General features: G+C 64.8%; 16 protein-coding genes. 6 read left to right on the top strand and 10 right to left on the bottom strand.

Translation table 11 applies throughout. The features are described from left to right. Positions 1 to 446: 446 nt before the first annotated feature. The 7 genes from A9W99_RS07960 to A9W99_RS07935 form a co-directional block, all read right to left on the bottom strand. Positions 447 to 827: a hypothetical protein gene (locus tag A9W99_RS07960; RefSeq protein ID WP_156623002.1), complete on the bottom strand. Its 381-nt coding sequence runs from the start codon at positions 825 to 827 to the stop codon at positions 447 to 449. A gap of 155 nt (positions 828 to 982) precedes the next feature. Beyond that, positions 983 to 1,189: a three-helix bundle dimerization domain-containing protein gene (locus A9W99_RS27705; protein WP_371514933.1), complete on the bottom strand. Its 207-nt coding sequence runs from the start codon at positions 1,187 to 1,189 to the stop codon at positions 983 to 985. A gap of 258 nt (positions 1,190 to 1,447) precedes the next feature. Continuing rightward, positions 1,448 to 2,419 carry an alpha/beta fold hydrolase gene (locus tag A9W99_RS07955; RefSeq protein WP_067375518.1) on the bottom strand — a complete coding sequence of 324 codons (972 nt, stop codon included), beginning with the start codon at positions 2,417 to 2,419 and terminating at the stop codon, positions 1,448 to 1,450. Beyond that, positions 2,416 to 2,871 (bottom strand): DUF2834 domain-containing protein, encoded by a 456-nt coding sequence (locus A9W99_RS07950; protein WP_371514932.1) that lies wholly within the window; start codon positions 2,869 to 2,871, stop codon positions 2,416 to 2,418. The genes A9W99_RS07955 and A9W99_RS07950 overlap by 4 nt, the downstream gene beginning before the upstream one ends. A gap of 47 nt (positions 2,872 to 2,918) precedes the next feature. Next, positions 2,919 to 3,254 (bottom strand): DUF732 domain-containing protein, encoded by a 336-nt coding sequence (locus A9W99_RS07945; RefSeq protein WP_067375514.1) that lies wholly within the window; start codon positions 3,252 to 3,254, stop codon positions 2,919 to 2,921. A 55-nt stretch (positions 3,255 to 3,309) separates the two neighbouring features. Continuing rightward, positions 3,310 to 4,821 (bottom strand): sodium:alanine symporter family protein, encoded by a 1,512-nt coding sequence (locus tag A9W99_RS07940; protein ID WP_067375512.1) that lies wholly within the window; start codon positions 4,819 to 4,821, stop codon positions 3,310 to 3,312. 129 nt (positions 4,822 to 4,950) lie between these two features. Beyond that, entirely contained in the window at positions 4,951 to 5,283 is a 333-nt protein-coding gene (locus A9W99_RS07935; RefSeq protein WP_067375510.1) for a DUF732 domain-containing protein, read from the bottom strand. 302 nt (positions 5,284 to 5,585) lie between these two features. Between A9W99_RS07935 and A9W99_RS07930 the strand changes: the two genes are divergently transcribed. Together A9W99_RS07930 and A9W99_RS07925 are read left to right on the top strand one after the other, a co-directional pair. Then, positions 5,586 to 6,344, top strand: a complete 759-nt coding sequence (locus tag A9W99_RS07930) for a Clp protease N-terminal domain-containing protein (protein ID WP_067375508.1) — start codon at positions 5,586 to 5,588, stop codon at positions 6,342 to 6,344. An 82-nt stretch (positions 6,345 to 6,426) separates the two neighbouring features. Continuing rightward, positions 6,427 to 6,960, top strand: a complete 534-nt coding sequence (locus tag A9W99_RS07925; protein ID WP_067375580.1) for a hypothetical protein — start codon at positions 6,427 to 6,429, stop codon at positions 6,958 to 6,960. A gap of 7 nt (positions 6,961 to 6,967) precedes the next feature. Here the strand turns inward: A9W99_RS07925 and zapE are convergent, their stop codons facing one another. Then, complete coding sequence (gene zapE, locus A9W99_RS07920; protein ID WP_067375506.1) at positions 6,968 to 8,119, bottom strand: cell division protein ZapE; 1,152 nt, start codon at positions 8,117 to 8,119, stop codon at positions 6,968 to 6,970. Between zapE and A9W99_RS07915 the strand changes: the two genes are divergently transcribed. From A9W99_RS07915 to msrB, 4 genes are read left to right on the top strand one after another with little or no spacing between them, the layout of a single operon-like run. Next, positions 8,118 to 8,870 carry a pyrimidine reductase family protein gene (locus A9W99_RS07915; RefSeq protein ID WP_067375504.1) on the top strand — a complete coding sequence of 251 codons (753 nt, stop codon included), beginning with the start codon at positions 8,118 to 8,120 and terminating at the stop codon, positions 8,868 to 8,870. The two genes, zapE and A9W99_RS07915, sit on opposite strands and share 2 nt — an antisense overlap. A gap of 6 nt (positions 8,871 to 8,876) precedes the next feature. Then, the gene (locus A9W99_RS07910) at positions 8,877 to 10,454 is read left to right on the top strand and encodes an alpha/beta fold hydrolase (protein ID WP_156623001.1); all 1,578 of its coding nucleotides are present in this window, start codon (positions 8,877 to 8,879) and stop codon (positions 10,452 to 10,454) included. A gap of 22 nt (positions 10,455 to 10,476) precedes the next feature. After that, a complete protein-coding gene (gene aftC, locus A9W99_RS07905; RefSeq protein ID WP_067375501.1) occupies positions 10,477 to 11,817 on the top strand; it encodes an arabinofuranan 3-O-arabinosyltransferase in 1,341 nt (446 codons plus the stop codon). A gap of 18 nt (positions 11,818 to 11,835) precedes the next feature. Continuing rightward, positions 11,836 to 12,246, top strand: coding sequence for a peptide-methionine (R)-S-oxide reductase MsrB (msrB, locus tag A9W99_RS07900; RefSeq protein ID WP_067375499.1), 411 nt, complete (start codon positions 11,836 to 11,838; stop codon positions 12,244 to 12,246). 15 nt (positions 12,247 to 12,261) lie between these two features. On the opposite strand, the gene A9W99_RS07895 is transcribed toward msrB, so the two are convergent. After that, complete coding sequence (locus A9W99_RS07895; RefSeq protein ID WP_067375497.1) at positions 12,262 to 13,011, bottom strand: class I SAM-dependent methyltransferase; 750 nt, start codon at positions 13,009 to 13,011, stop codon at positions 12,262 to 12,264. Beyond that, positions 13,008 to 13,703, bottom strand: a complete 696-nt coding sequence (gene hemQ, locus A9W99_RS07890) for a hydrogen peroxide-dependent heme synthase (protein WP_067375495.1) — start codon at positions 13,701 to 13,703, stop codon at positions 13,008 to 13,010. The genes A9W99_RS07895 and hemQ overlap by 4 nt, the downstream gene beginning before the upstream one ends.

Below are 13,703 nucleotides of genomic sequence, written 5' to 3'. Positions count from 1 at the left end.
CACGACGTCAACCCCCGTCACCAACGGCGCCTGACCTACTTGCCGACGCAACAAAGGAGAATCCGCCCGTGTCGTCATGGCGCCCGCTCACCTGGTGCATCCTGGGGCTGCAGGTTTTGTTCGTCACCTGGCTGATCGTGAATGTCATCTCGGGATTCGATGCCTGCTCGAACCAGCACTCCGACGGCTGCAGAGCCGGGGAAGCAATTGGCACGAAAATCGGTATGGGGATATTCATCGTTCTCTGTGTCGATGTCCTTCTTGGCGGCTTATGGGTGGTGACGAGCAAAAGCACACAGACATGCCCCGGGTGTGGGCAAGACGTGACGAACGGACATTTGGTCTGCCCCGGGTGCGGGTTTGACCTTGCGGCGCCGGCACACGGGCAAGATCCTCCTGCGCCGCCGCCTGCACCACCGGGCTGACTTGGGAACCGACTGACTTTCCTACGGGTTGTTCTGCATCACGCAACGCACAACCGCGTTGGCAACCCGCGGCTCGAATCCCATCTGCCCAACTTTCTGAGCTTCTGCAGCAGGGGAAACGCCGGATTTCAGATCTTGCTCGATAGTTCCAGCGAGGTACCGACTGTTTGGGCTGGGGGCCGACAGCGGCAGGTTCGGGATGTTTCCCACACAACGGAGGTAGCCGTCGTCGTCAGCGTGGGCCGACGGCGGCAGCACAGCAGGGGCGATCAATGGGACGGCGATGGCGGTGCCAAACGCCGCAACGGCGTGGATGATGCGCATGATTGCACGCATACCCGCGGCCGAGGCAAATAACTCGTATCCGGACGATTGACGGCGCGAGAAGCTGCGCACTTCCAATTGGACATGCACTCAAGAGTTGAGCCGCGACCCGCTCATCATCCTGACCCTAGAGCGGCCTGACCGTACCCGATAGCCCGAAAAGGATTGCGTCGCAAGCTGATGCACCCGCCGACGTAAGGAGGTTGTGCGTCGGAAATCCGTTCGCCCGGCCCCTACGTCGCGTGGCCCAATTCGTCCCGAACGTGTTTTTCGATGAACAGTGGGATGAAACCCCGGATCGGACTGGCATCGAAGCGAGCGTGCTCTCGCCTCACAACGGCATCGACATGCTCGGGCGAGACTCTGGGGAACTCGTGAACCAGTCGCCGTTCGAGATGCGCTAGTACCGGTTCCTCACTAATCGGACTGACCTGTCTCATGCTCGGAGCTCTTCCCTTCACTTGCCGTAGTAAACGGATGGCCATCCGGGAAGTAATACTGCGTTGTGCCCACGCCGCGAGGCCACCCCGCCCGGCCGTGATCCGCAAGATTTCGCAAGAAGTTCACGAATACTTCGCACAAGCGACGTTGGGGGTTGGCCTGGTGATGTGTCGTGAAGCAGATCGTTGCCGGACCATCGCACCCGGGAGCGTCACGGCGGCATACCTCGCAGAGCGCCTTCGGAACCCGCCCAGTCGCTAGTGCGGAGTCGAAACCTCTTGTGCCGGAAATGATTCGATAACCTCGACCAGCTCATCGGCGGCTTCCCAATTCAACAGGTGTCCGGCGTCCGGAATGATGACGAGCCGGGCCCCCGGAATGCCTGCGGTAAGTCGGCGCGAGTGATGGGGCGGGGTGGTGCGATCGGCGGAGCCGACCATGATCACCGTCGGCACCGCGATTTCACCCAGCCGCGGGTATCGGTCTTCTTGCGAGAAAGCCCGCACGATCGGTAGCAACGACCCGTGGTTATCGAGGTGTTGATTGAACAACTCGATAAACACCGAGACCATCGTCGGCGACGGGCTTCTCCCGCACTGAGCGGCGCCGAACAGCACCGCCACTGTCTTGCTGCGCAGCATCTGCTGCAGGACGCCGTATTGCAGCAGCGGGATCTGCAGCCGGTTCTGCGGTGCCCCGTCCAGCACGCGACCCGCCCAGGTGGCGAACAGCACCAGCCCGCGTAGCCGTCGCGCCAGATCGGGATGGTCGAGCATGGCGCGAACGGTCAAGAATCCGCCCATCGAGTGTCCGATGAGCACGCCGTCGCGAACGTCGAAGTGCTCCAGGACAGCCGCGATATCGGCCGCCATGGGCTCGGACCCGATGCCGTCGGAACCCAGAGTGGAACGCCCGTGGCCGCGCTGATCGAAGGCGATGACACGAAACCCCTTACCCTGCAGTTTGTTCCACACGAAGTTCCACTCGGCTGCGGTGGCGGTATAGCCGTGCACGAAGACCACCGGCGGTCCCTGTCCTGCGGACAGCGCCCGCAACACCGCCCCGTCCGGGCGGGTGATCAGCGTCTCCTCACCCTCGAGCTCGGCGAGAAGTTGCTCGCGGGTGAACGGATCCGGGTTTTGTTCGATCCGCGCGACCGCCGCCCGCGCCCCGCCCCAGAGCAACCCGGTCACGCCAATGATCAAGCCCGCGGCCAGCCGTGCCCTCATCGCAGGTCAACCCAAACCGTAAGGGCCACAGTCAGAATGGCGAAAAGGCCAAGCAGGATCGTGTCGACCGCGTGCAGGCGTGGTGATTCCGTTGCGCCCAACCGCAATTCGCGGGCGATCAAAAAAAGCGGAAACGACACGCTCACCGCAATCAGTGCGGATCCCAGAATGTAAGCCCAGATGAACCGTATGTGGTACTTCCTGGCTTCGATCACCATCAGGATGGTCGCGGCCAAGGCGAACATGAGGATGTCGGCAGTGATGCTTCGCGAAGCCGCCGTGACCGTGGTGTCTTTGACGAAGTTGACCAGAAAACCGGCAGGTTTGCCCGCGTATGCGACATTCTGGCTCCAGGTCGCGGCAAGCGCCGCGAGCGCGATCGCCCCATAGACGCCGCACAGCACCTTGCGGGACATGGGCATGGCCGACGGTGATTGCTCTGCTGTTTGCACGGCCTCAACCCTAAGGGAGACCGAAACCGGCAGGGCCGATACGCGGGTCAGCTGCCGGCCTTCGGGGCCGGACTGGTGTCCTCCCCGGTCACGTACTTGGGGCAGTAGTGTGCGGCGGCGAGCGTCGTGAACTTGGCGGCGCCGGTTCCCTGGAATGCCGGGTTGCGGTTGCGCAGTTCGGTGACGATGTCCGCAGCCGACTTTCCCTCGTCGATCAACTGACACACCGACTTCGCAGCCGTTATCGCGTGATCCGGGTCCTGGTAGGTGATACCGGCCTGGCGGAGGTCGGCGAGGAACTCTTGATCATTGTCGTCGGCGTACGCCGGTGCGGCGGTAACGCACATAACGGCGACGCTTGTCAGCACCCACAGCAGTCTCATGACTTCCCGATCTTCGCAGAGCGGAGTGGCCCATGCATCCCATGGGACGAACTGCCTACGCTGCCGACGAAACTCGTGACAACCTGAGTGCGGATCGACGGACTGGCTGGGCTCCGGGAACTGGGGTGACCGGCCGACGTTGCGGAATTTCCCAGACGTCTCCCTCGAGAGCGCCGGGCAGGTCCGCCTCGCTGGCCACGAAGATCGGCTCTACGCCCAGTTCGGACTGGCGCTGGTAATCCTTCACCGCCGCGAACGCCCACCGGCTCAGCAAGCAGATCGCGATCAGATTGGCAATCGCCATCAGTGCCATCGCCAGGTCGGCGAGTGCCCATACCAGCGTCAGCTTGGACATCGCGCCGAACGCGATCGCCATCAGCGTGACGAGTTTCAGCACGCGTATCGCCGCGCGGCGGCCGCCCAGAAAGAACAGGTTGGCCTCGGCGCACACGTAGTTGCTCAGCACCGAGGCGAACGCGAAGACGAACACCACCGTCGTCATCAACACGGTGCTCCACGAGCCCAGTCCGGCGGCGACGGCAGATTCGGTCAGGCTGGCACCGGCGACGGAACCGGTGTGAGCGGGGTTGTAGACGCTTGGCCCAGACATCAGCACGATGAATGCGGTCGCGGTGCAGATCACCATGGTGTCGACGAAGACGGCGAGCGACTGGATCAGCCCCTGCTCCACCGGATGTGACACGGTGGCGGCACCGGCGATGTTGGGCGAACTACCCATCCCCGCCTCGCAGGCGAACAGACCACGCTTGACCCCGGTTGGCATCGCCACCGCGATACCGCCGGCGAAACCGCCTGCCATTTGCTTGATTCCGAATGCACCGCCGACGATCTGCTCGATCACCGCCGGCAGCTGGGTGACGTTGGCCGCCACAATCGCAAGCGCCAGCAACGCATAGGCCAGTGCGACTCCCGGCAGCACCGTTCCGGCGAACTTGGCGACCCTGCGCACCCCACCGAAGAGCACCGGGGCCGCGAGCACGGCCAAAGCCAGTGTCGTCCAACCGATCGGGATGCCATGGGATGACTTCAGAACTCCGCTGATCGCGTTCGTCTCCACCATGTTGAACGCCGTCGAGAACGTGATCATCAGCAACACGGCGAACATGACACCGCCTGCCCGCGAGTGCAGCCCGCGCTGGATGTAAAACGCTGGGCCACCGCGGAAAGTACCGTCGCCGGAGCGCACCTTGAAGAGCTGGGCGAGCGTCGCCTCGACGACCGCGGTGGCCATGCCGACCGCAGCCACCACCCACATCCAGAAGATCGCGCCGGGTCCGCCGACGGTGAGCGCGATAGCTACACCGGCGATGTTCCCGGTGCCCACCCGTGACGCCAGCCCTACGCAGAAAGCCTGAAAGGAAGAGATCCCACCGTCTTGACGGTGGGATCTGCGAAGCTGGCCAAACATGCGGCCGAAGTACCGGATCTGAATACACCTGGTGCGCAACGTGAAATAGATACCGACACCGATGAGCAAGTAGACGAGGACATGGGTGTTCAGGACATCGCTAAGCGGATCGATCAACTGCGCCTGAAGGAAGTCCAAGTTTGCTTCCTTTCGGCCACATACCGGCTGCTATCCGTCACAGGATGGTAGAGACGAAATGTTGAGGACACGTTTCGTTCACCGGGATGTCGGTAGCCAGGGTGTTAACAATCGGTCACGCGCTGCTGGCTAGGAGCCGCCACTGCCCTTGACGACGTTCGTCGAAAGCGCCTTCGGGCAATAGACGTTGGCCGCGATGGCGGTGAACTTCGCGGCCTTCTCCTGACTGAGCCCAGGGTTCAGGCGCTGGACGTCCTTCACGACATCCACCATCTGCGTGCCTTGACCGGCCTTCTCGCACACCCATTTGCCAGCCGCGATCACCTGGACCGGGTCCGGAAAGCTGATGCCGGCCGCCTGGATCGTCGCGATGAATTCGTCGTCGGTGCTGTCGGCGTACGCGGGCGCGGCCACGCCGAGCATAACGGCGAGGCCCGCCAGGGTCAGGATCGGCAGCTTCACAGTGCCCTGATAGTCGCAGGGTGGCGACGGGCTCGCATCCTGGGCGGCGGGAGCGCCCTCTGAGGGGCAACCGATACGGCCGCCACCGCATCGGGCCTGGCTTTGCGAGTGAATCCTTGGCTTTGCGAGTGAATCCTGGGCTTTGCAGGTGAATCCTAGGCTGAGTTCACCGCCGCCCGGTTCCCGTCCTACGTGCACACCGAAAGCCGTCAAATCACACCGAAAGTCGTCAGTTCACCCTGAGCGCCGAGGCGTCAACCCGAAGTTGACGATCACGACATCGTCAACCTATTGTTGACGGCATGACCGAGCCGACCCCGATCGCCTACCCCGTCCGACTCGACGAGCTGATCAGCGCCATCAAGCGCGTCCACAGCGATGTGCTGGAACAGCTCACCGACGCGGTCTTGGCCGCCGAGCATTTGGGCGAGGTCGCCGATCACCTCATCGGACATTTCGTCGATCAGGCGCGCCGTTCGGGTGCCTCGTGGACAGACATCGGGAAGAGCATGGGCGTCACCAAGCAGGCCGCGCAGAAGCGGTTCGTGCCTCGGTCCGAAGCCACGGTGCTCGATCCGGATCAGGGCTTCGGGCGCTTCACACCGCGGGCGCGCGGAGCCGTCGTCGCCGCCCAGAACGTCGCCCACGAAAACGCCAACAGCGAGATCACCCCTGACCATCTGCTGCTCGGTCTCCTCAGTGACCCGGCCGCGTTGGCAACCGTCCTGCTCAACCTGCAGCACGTCGACACCGAGGCGCTGCGGCGGGCGGTGACCCTGCCCTCGCGCGGGGACGAGGTGCCCGAACTCATCCCATTCAGTGGCCCGGCGCGCAAGGCGCTCGAGCTGACCTTTCGCGAAGCGCTTCGGTTGGGCCACAACTACATCGGCACCGAACACCTGCTGCTGGCGCTGCTCGAGCTCGAAGACGGCGAGGGGCCACTGCACCGATGCGGCGTGGACAAAGAGCGCGTCGAGGTGGACTTGGTCGCCGCGCTGGAATCCCTTACCAGCGGCAACACCGTCACCGGCCCCGGCCGGGACGCTGCGCAGGACGGCTGACCAGCTACGCCCAACCACTCCCCTTTGCTACGGCGCGTGTGCAATCATGCGAGGGTCCGCCGAAGGAGCCGAGGAGGCAACGATGCACCGCTGGCTGGCTGTCATGACCACTCTCCTCGTCGCCGTTGCGGGAGTGGTCACTGTCGCAGGCCTCACCTCCGCCGTACCGCGCGCCTGGGCGAGCGACGCGCCGATCGGCCACATCGGCGACACGTTGCGGGTGGACACCGGCACGTACGTCGCAGACGTCACGGTTAGCAGCGTCACGCCGTGTGACCCGCCGCCGGGATTCGGCTACACCCGCTCCGGCGTACCGGTGAAAAGCTTTCCCGACAGCACCGTTGAGCGCGCCGACGTGACCATTCACGCGGTGCGCGTGCCGAATTCGTTCATCATGGCCACCAACTTCAGCTTCAATGGCGTGACGCCGTTCGCCGACGCGTACAAGCCGCGGACATCCGATGCACCCGACGCGCTGGACAACGTACTCGTGAACGCCCCACAGGGATCCATCGTGCGTGGCGAAGTGTATTGGGACGCCTACCGTGATCCGGTGTCCAATGTGGTGCTGCTGGACAAGAAGACCGGTGTGCACCTTGCCCAATGGAATCTGTGACCCAGAGTCATCCGGCAGTTCGACTTGCCTGGGCGGTCAGCGCCAGCAGCCGAGAAGTGGCCCGTAGGTACTTCTTTCGGTAGCCACCGGCCAGCATCTCCTCGCTGAAGATGGTGTCCAGTTTCGCACCGGATGCGACCACCGGGATGCCGGCGTCGTAGAGCCGGTCGGTCAGCGAGACCAGCCTCAGGGCGACGTTCTGATCGTCGATGGCGTGCACACCGGTCAGGAAGACCGCGGTCACGTTTTCGATCAAGGTCAGATACCGCGACGGGTGCATGGTGGCCAGATGGCGGCACAGCGCGTCGAAGTCGTCGAGGGTCGCCCCGGCCACACCCGCCGCGCGCGCGGCTACCTGCTCGTCGGACAACGGCTTAGGCGCCGGCGGCAGGTCGCGATGCCGATAGTCCGGCCCCTCTATCCGCACTGTGGTGAAAATCCTTGCCAGCGTGTTGATTTCGCGCAGAAAGTCCTGCGCGGCGAAGCGCCCCTCGCCGAGTTGCTCGGGCAGCGTATTGGAGGTGGCGGCCACCGACACACCGCGCTCGACCAACAACGAGAGCATCCGTGAAATCAGCGTGGTGTTGCCCGGGTCGTCCAATTCGAACTCGTCGATGCACACCGCGGTGTAATTGGCCAGCAGATCAATGCATTCGGCGAAGCCGAACACCCCCGCCAGCTGGGTCAGTTCGCCAAACGTTGCGAAAGCCTTTGGGGCCTCGGAGTTTTCCGGCGCTACTTCCGGCCCGGGACCGGGCAGCTGGTAGTACGCCGAGGCCAGCAGATGGGTCTTGCCCACTCCGAACCCGCCGTCGAGATAGAGCCCGACACCGGGCAGCACCTCCCGTCTGCCCAACAGCTTTTTGCGGCCCGCCCGTCGCTGCACAGCCTCGCGGCAGAAATCCTGACACGCCGCGACGGCAGCAGCCTGAGTCGGTTCCGCCGGATCGGGACGATACGTCGCAAAGCTGACATCGGCGAACGTTGGCGGGGGCCGCAATTGGGAGATCAGTCGTTCCGGCGACACACTCGGGTGCCGGTCCACTAGGTGAGCGACCTGGCCGGGCGCGTTCGGCTCGGGCGCGTTCGGCTCGGGCTCATTCGTCGAAGTGGACCCGTGCATGCAGGCACTGTAGCGGCGTGCTGCAATCAAACCCATGCCCGCACTGAGGCTGCTCGAATCCGGGCGTGAAGTCGACGACGGCGAACTGCCGCAGTTCTACGACTACCCGGCCGAACACGACGGCATCTGGCTTCGGGCCAACTTCATCACTAGCGCGGACGGTGGTGCCACCGCGGCCGGCACCACCGCGGCGATGGCGTCACCCGGCGACAAGTTCATCTTCAATCTGCTGCGTGAACTGGCCGACGTCGTGCTGGTGGGCGCGGGCACGGTGCGCATCGAGAAGTATTCCGGCGCGCATCTGAGCGTCACCCAGCGCCAGCGTCGGCAAGCACGCGGCCAAAGCGAGGTCCCGCAGCTGGTGATCGTGACCAGGGCGGGCCGACTGGACCGCGACCTGGGAGTGTTCACCCGCACCGAGGTGCGGCCTTTGGTGCTCACCTGCACGAACGCCGCCGATTCGACGCACGAAAGGCTTGCCGGCCTGGCCGAGGTGGTCGATTGCTCAGCAAACGATCCGGGCGAGGTCGACGAAGCGGCCGTGCTGGCAACCCTTCAAGCGCGCGGTCTTCGCCGCATCCTCACCGAGGGCGGGCCGATGCTGCTCGGCTCGTTCGTCCAGCGCGGAATGCTCGACGAACTCTGCCTGACGATCGCGCCCTGCCTGGTCGGCGGGCTGGCCCCGCGGATCGCGACCGGATCTGGCCAGCTGTTGACCCCGATGCGGTGCGCACACGTTCTCACCGATGAGTCCGGCTACCTGTACACGCGCTACATCAAGAGCTGAGCGCATATGGCTACTGTGGTCGGCATGAGTCGGCGCGCCACGTCTGCCGCGATCCTGGTCGCGGCGACCACGCTGTTGTCCGGCTGTGTGCCGCTGCTGCCCGCAGACCCGCGCTTCGCCACCAACTCCGGTGCCCGGCCGCAGGGCGTGGCCACTACCAAGCCGCCGCCGGCGGGGCCACCGCCGATCGCCGCGCCCAAGAACGACCTATCCTGGCGCGACTGCACCAAGCGGGTGCTCGCCGACGCCGGGGTCACCGCACCGCCCGGCCTGTTGCTGGAATGCGCTACTTATGATGCTGACCTCGATCCGGTCAACGGGGGGTCGGGAACGTTGAGCATCGGCGCTGTTCGCGCCCGGTCGAGTCAGACTCCGCGCGACGCCGGCCCACTGGTCTTCACCACCGGCGCCGACCTGCCGTCGTCGACGCAATTGGCGGTGTGGCTCTCCCGCGCCGGTTCCGATGTGCTCCGCAGCCATCCCCTAGTCGCCGTCGACCGCCGCGGCATGGGCATGTCGAGCCCCATCGACTGCCGAGACCGCTTCGACCGCCAGACGATGCGCGATCAGGCGCAGTACAAATCCGGCGACGACCCGGTTGCCAACCTGTCGAACGTGTCGAACACCGCGACCACGAATTGCACCGACGCCTTGGCGCCTGGCGCCTCGTCCTACGACAACTCCCACGCCGCCTCCGATCTCGAGCGGTTGCGCAACCTGTGGGATGTGCCCGCACTTGCCCTGGTCGGAATCGGAAATGGCGCACAGGTGGCGTTGGCCTACGCCGGATCGCGGCCCGACAAGGTCGCAAGATTGATCCTCGACTCCCCCGTTTCGCTCGGCATCAACGCCGAGGGCGCCGCCGAGCAGCAGGTCAAGGGGCAGCAAGCCGCCCTTGACGCGTTCGCCGCGCAGTGCGTGGCGATGAACTGCTCGCTGGGCGCCGACCCGAAGGGCGCTGTCTCCGCCCTGCTCGCAGACGCCCGCGCCGGTAAGGGTCCGCGCGGCGCGTCGGTGGCGTCGGTGGCCAACGCCATCGTCGCCGCCCTGGGCTATCCCACCAGCGGCCGCGCCAACATCACCACGAGCCTGTCGGACGCGCTGGCGTCGGCCCGCTCCGGCGACACCAACCAACTGAACAGCTTGATCAACCGGGCTGACGCCACCCTGGATTCGGACGGCCAGTTCGTCAACGGCTGCAGCGATGCGCTCAACCGCCCCACCCCCGACCGGGTCCGCGAGCTGGTGGTCGCGTGGGGGAAGCTCTATCCCCAGTTCGGCACTGTCGCCGCGCTCAACCTAGTCAAATGCGTGCACTGGCCCACGACTTCGCCGTCACCGCCGCCGAAGGACCTCAAGGTCGACGTCCTGCTGATGGGTGTGCAGAACGACCCGATCGTGGGCTCTGAAGGTGTCGCCGCCACGGCGGCCACCATCATCAATGCGAACGCGGCCAGCAAGCGGGTCATGTGGCAGGGCATTGGCCACGGCGCCAGCATCTATTCGTCCTGCGCGGTCCCACCGCTGATCGCATATCTGGACACCGGCAAGCTGCCCGGAACCGACACCTATTGCCCCGCCTAATAGTTGGCGGCGCGCCCGGCCGGTGTACGGTTCGCTCGTGACGGCAGCTGACTCGACCCGAACCGGCTTCAGCGATTGGATACAGGCCGCATTCCGTCCCCCCACCAGCGCGCCCAGCGCCGCGACTGTGCTGCGCTCGGTGTTGTGGCCGGCGGCCATCCTGTCGGTGCTGCACCGCAGCATTGTGCTCACGCTGAACGGCAACATCACCGACGACTTCAAGCCGGTATACCGCGCGGTGAGCAACTTCCGGCACGGCCTGGACATCTACAACGAGCATTTCGACTACGTCGACCCGCACTACCTGTACCCGCCCGGCGGCACGCTGCTGATGGCGCCGTTCGGATACCTGTCCTTCACGCCGTCGCGGTATCTGTTCATCGCGATCAACACCGTGGCGATCCTGATCGCCTGGTATCTGCTGCTGCGGATGTTCAAATTCACGCTGTCGTCGGTGGCCGCGCCCTCCCTGCTGCTGGCCATGTTCTGCACCGAGACGGTCACCAGCACGCTGGTATTCACCAACATCAACGGCTGCGTCCTGCTGGCCGAAATGCTGTTCCTGCGGTGGCTGCTGGACGGCAAACTCGGCCACCAGTGGTTAGCGGGCGTGGCGATCGGACTGACTTTGACGCTCAAACCCCTGCTCGGTCCGCTGGTGTTGCTGCCCCTGCTCAACCGACAGTGGCGGGCCGTGGTGACCGCGATCGTGGTTCCGGTGGTGATCAATCTGGCCGCGCTGCCGTTGGTCAGCCACCCGATGGACTTCTTCACCAAGACGCTGCCGTACATCGGGGGCACCCGGGACTACTTCAACAGTTCGATCGAGGGCAACGGCGTGTACTTCGGCCTGCCGACCTGGCTGATCGTGGCCCTGCGGGTCGGGTTCACATTGATCGCGATCGGTGCCCTCTGGCTGCTCTACCGCTACTACCGCACCCGCGACCCGCTGTTCTGGTTCACCAACTCGTCGGGTGTGCTGCTGCTGTGGTCGTGGCTGGCGCTGCCCCTGGCCCAGGGCTACTACTCGATGATGCTGTTCCCGTTCCTCATGACGGTGGTACTGCGGAACTCGCTGATCCGCAACTGGCCGGCGTGGCTGGGTATCTACGGCTTCCTGACGCTGGACGACTGGCTGATTTACAAGTACATGAGGTACGGCCGCGCCCTGCACTACCTGAAGATCACCTACGGCTGGTCGCTGCTGTTGATTGTGGTGTTCACCGTGCTGTACTTCCGTTACCTCGACGCCAAAGCGGAGAGCCGGCTGGACGGCGGCATCGACCCGGCATGGCTGACCGCCGACCGGGAAGACGCGATGATCGCAAGCGCGGCGGAGACGGGCGCGGCAGGTCACCGCTAGTTTCGCTAGCGTGGATGCATGACCCGTCCAAAGCTTGAGCTGACTGATGACGAGTGGCGTCAGAAACTGACACCGGAAGAGTTCCACGTGCTGCGTCGCGCCGGCACCGAGCGGCCGTTCACCGGTGAGTACACCGACACCAAAACCGAGGGCGTCTACGAGTGCCGGGCCTGCGGGGCCGAATTGTTCCGCAGCACAGAGAAATTCGAGTCACACTGCGGATGGCCGTCATTCTTCGACCCATTGAGCTCCGACGCGGTGATCCTGCGTTCCGACAATTCGATGGGAATGACGCGCACCGAGGTGTTGTGCGCCAACTGTCACAGCCACCTCGGTCATGTGTTCGCCGGCGAGGGATATCCGACGCCGACGGACCAGCGCTACTGCATCAACTCGATCTCGCTGCGCCTGGTGCCGACGGAGAGTTAGCGGGCGAAGCCCGGCTCAGTCCACCCGCCTGGCGTGCACTTCCCAGAACGGCGCGTGCAGCCTGCCGTTGACCAGCCACGGCTCCATCGCCCGGAACTGCTTGAGCATTTCGGCCGCTTGCTCGGCGACATCGGGATTGCGCGCGGCCATCATCTCGATCGTCTCGGCGCTGATATTGACCTGGTAGGTAGTGGTTCCCAGGTAGGTGATCTCGAAGCCGCCCAGGGGAAGCACTTCGCGAAAGTTGTTCTCGGACAGCGACCGGAACATCTTGAAGCCGTTGACGTCGTGCTCGCCGAACTCGAACATGTAGAGCCGCGCTCCCGACTTGGTCGCCCGGTGCAGCGCCTGGACGTAGGACTTCTGCAGCTCGGGAGCGGTGCTGAAGGTGTGGTAGAAAGCGCAGTCGACGACGGTGTCGAACCTGTTGTCCAAGCCCTCCAGCTTCGTCGCGTCGGCGACCTCGAAGTTCACCGAGACACCGGCCTTGCGCGCGTTCTCCTTGGCGCGCTCGATGGCTGCGGCCGACCCGTCGATACCGGTGGCCGAGTAGCCCTTCGAGGCGTAGTAGATCGCATGATGCCCAGGACCTGTGCCCGGGTCGAGCACCTCGCCCTTGACCGCGCCCACCGCGACCAGCTGCTGAACCACCGGCTGCGGGCCGCCGATGTCCCAAGGCGTGGCGGCGGGCAAGCCGTGCGACCGCCGGTCGTCGCGGTACATCTCCTCGAAACGAGTGGGATCGGTCGGGTCCGGGGCGGTCATGGCAGCGCATTCACCAACTGCTCGACCGGCACCCGCGGACCGGTGAAAAACGGCGTCTCGGCGCGGGTGTGACGCCGGGCGTCGGTCGCACGCAGTTCCCGCATCAGGTCCACTATCCGGTCCAGCTCGGGTGCCTCGAACGCCAGGATCCACTCGTAGTCGCCGAGCGCGAACGCCGGCACCGTGTTAGCCCGGACATCCTTATACTCGCGGGCGGCCATGCCGTGCTCGGCGAGCATCCGCCGGCGCTCCTCGTCGGGCAACAGATACCACTCGTAAGAGCGCACGAACGGGTACACGCAGACGTAGTTGCCGGGCTCTTCGCCGGCCAGAAACGCCGGGATATGGCTTTTGTTGAACTCCGCCGGACGGTGCAGCGCGACGCTGCTCCACACGGGCGAACTGGCCCTGCCCAGTGTGGTGGTGCGCCGGAAATCGGCGTAGGTGGCCTGCAACGCCTCCACCCGCTCGGCGTGGGTCCAGATCATGAAGTCGGCGTCGGCGCGCAGTCCCGCGACGTCGTAGAGGCCGCGCACGACGACCCCGCGTTCCTCCTGCTGCTTGAAAAACGTCGCGGCGTCGTCGATCACAGTATCGCGATGATCACCTAACTCGCCGGGCCGTACCGAAAACACCGAGAACATCAGGTAGCGAAGCGTCGAGTTCAGCGCCTCATAATCGAGCCGGGTCAT

Origin of the sequence: Mycobacterium sp. 1164966.3, from assembly GCF_001665395.1 — a bacterium.
Lineage (GTDB): Bacteria > Actinomycetota > Actinomycetes > Mycobacteriales > Mycobacteriaceae > Mycobacterium.
The sequence above is the reverse complement of the archived record's forward strand: the minus strand, read 5'-3'. Positions and strand labels throughout refer to the sequence as shown.

Bases quoted from the DNA above. Each gene is read 5' to 3' on its own strand.
- A9W99_RS07915 (WP_067375504.1), top strand. From the start codon at position 8,118: ATGCCCGCACTGAGGCTGCTCGAATCCGGGCGTGAAGTCGACGACGGC.
- hemQ (WP_067375495.1), bottom strand. From the start codon at position 13,703: ATGACCCGGCTCGATTATGAGGCGCTGAACTCGACGCTTCGCTACCTG.
- A9W99_RS07910 (WP_156623001.1), top strand. From the start codon at position 8,877: ATGGCTACTGTGGTCGGCATGAGTCGGCGCGCCACGTCTGCCGCGATC.
- A9W99_RS27705 (WP_371514933.1), bottom strand. From the start codon at position 1,189: ATGAGACAGGTCAGTCCGATTAGTGAGGAACCGGTACTAGCGCATCTC.
- A9W99_RS07895 (WP_067375497.1), bottom strand. From the start codon at position 13,011: ATGACCGCCCCGGACCCGACCGATCCCACTCGTTTCGAGGAGATGTAC.
- A9W99_RS07955 (WP_067375518.1), bottom strand. From the start codon at position 2,419: ATGAGGGCACGGCTGGCCGCGGGCTTGATCATTGGCGTGACCGGGTTG.
- A9W99_RS07925 (WP_067375580.1), top strand. From the start codon at position 6,427: ATGCACCGCTGGCTGGCTGTCATGACCACTCTCCTCGTCGCCGTTGCG.
- A9W99_RS07930 (WP_067375508.1), top strand. From the start codon at position 5,586: ATGACCGAGCCGACCCCGATCGCCTACCCCGTCCGACTCGACGAGCTG.
- msrB (WP_067375499.1), top strand. From the start codon at position 11,836: ATGACCCGTCCAAAGCTTGAGCTGACTGATGACGAGTGGCGTCAGAAA.
- A9W99_RS07945 (WP_067375514.1), bottom strand. From the start codon at position 3,254: ATGAGACTGCTGTGGGTGCTGACAAGCGTCGCCGTTATGTGCGTTACC.
- zapE (WP_067375506.1), bottom strand. From the start codon at position 8,119: ATGGGTTTGATTGCAGCACGCCGCTACAGTGCCTGCATGCACGGGTCC.